The organism is Pseudomonas sp. MWU12-3088, assembly GCF_023242405.1.
GTDB classification, from domain to species: Bacteria; Pseudomonadota; Gammaproteobacteria; order Pseudomonadales; family Pseudomonadaceae; genus Aquipseudomonas; species Aquipseudomonas kribbensis.
In genome coordinates, this window is the sequence record NZ_JALJEA010000035.1 from 1 (window position 1) to 458 (window position 458).

General features: G+C 57.6%; 1 protein-coding gene. It reads right to left on the reverse strand.

The features are described 5' to 3' along the window. The coding region (locus M5B98_RS28665; RefSeq protein WP_248744686.1) for an Hcp family type VI secretion system effector at nucleotides 1-458 on the reverse strand (458 nt) is incomplete at both ends.

Sequence of the window (458 nt, forward strand, 5' to 3'; positions counted from 1 at the left end):
ACTTCGTGGGTCCAGGTGATTTTGCGGTAGGTGAACTGCACTTCTTCCAGGTGGGTGAAGTGCGCGTTGCCTGGATCCTGGCAGTTGTGCATCTTGTTGTTGATGGCGACGATGATCGCGTCTTCCAGTTTGGTGGTGTAGTAGTGCTCTTGGGTACCTTGAGCCGAAGTGCGGTACCACTGGATAACGATTTCGCTCATGCGCTCGCCGGAGGTCAGAGCAGCTTGCAGCAGAGGCGAAGCCTTGTCGTAGACCTTGGTGATCACGACTGGCTTGTGCACGCGCTGACCGGTTGGCTGACCGGACTGTGGGTCACGCGGGATGATCACGTCGTGGGTGAAAGCCTGAACCATGACCTGGTCTTCGTGGCCTTCCTGGTAGGTGTTGCCAACGGAGTCGGCAGTGAAGGCGCCGGCAGTGATCAGGCCTTGTTTTTCGCCGGTAACCGACATGTACGC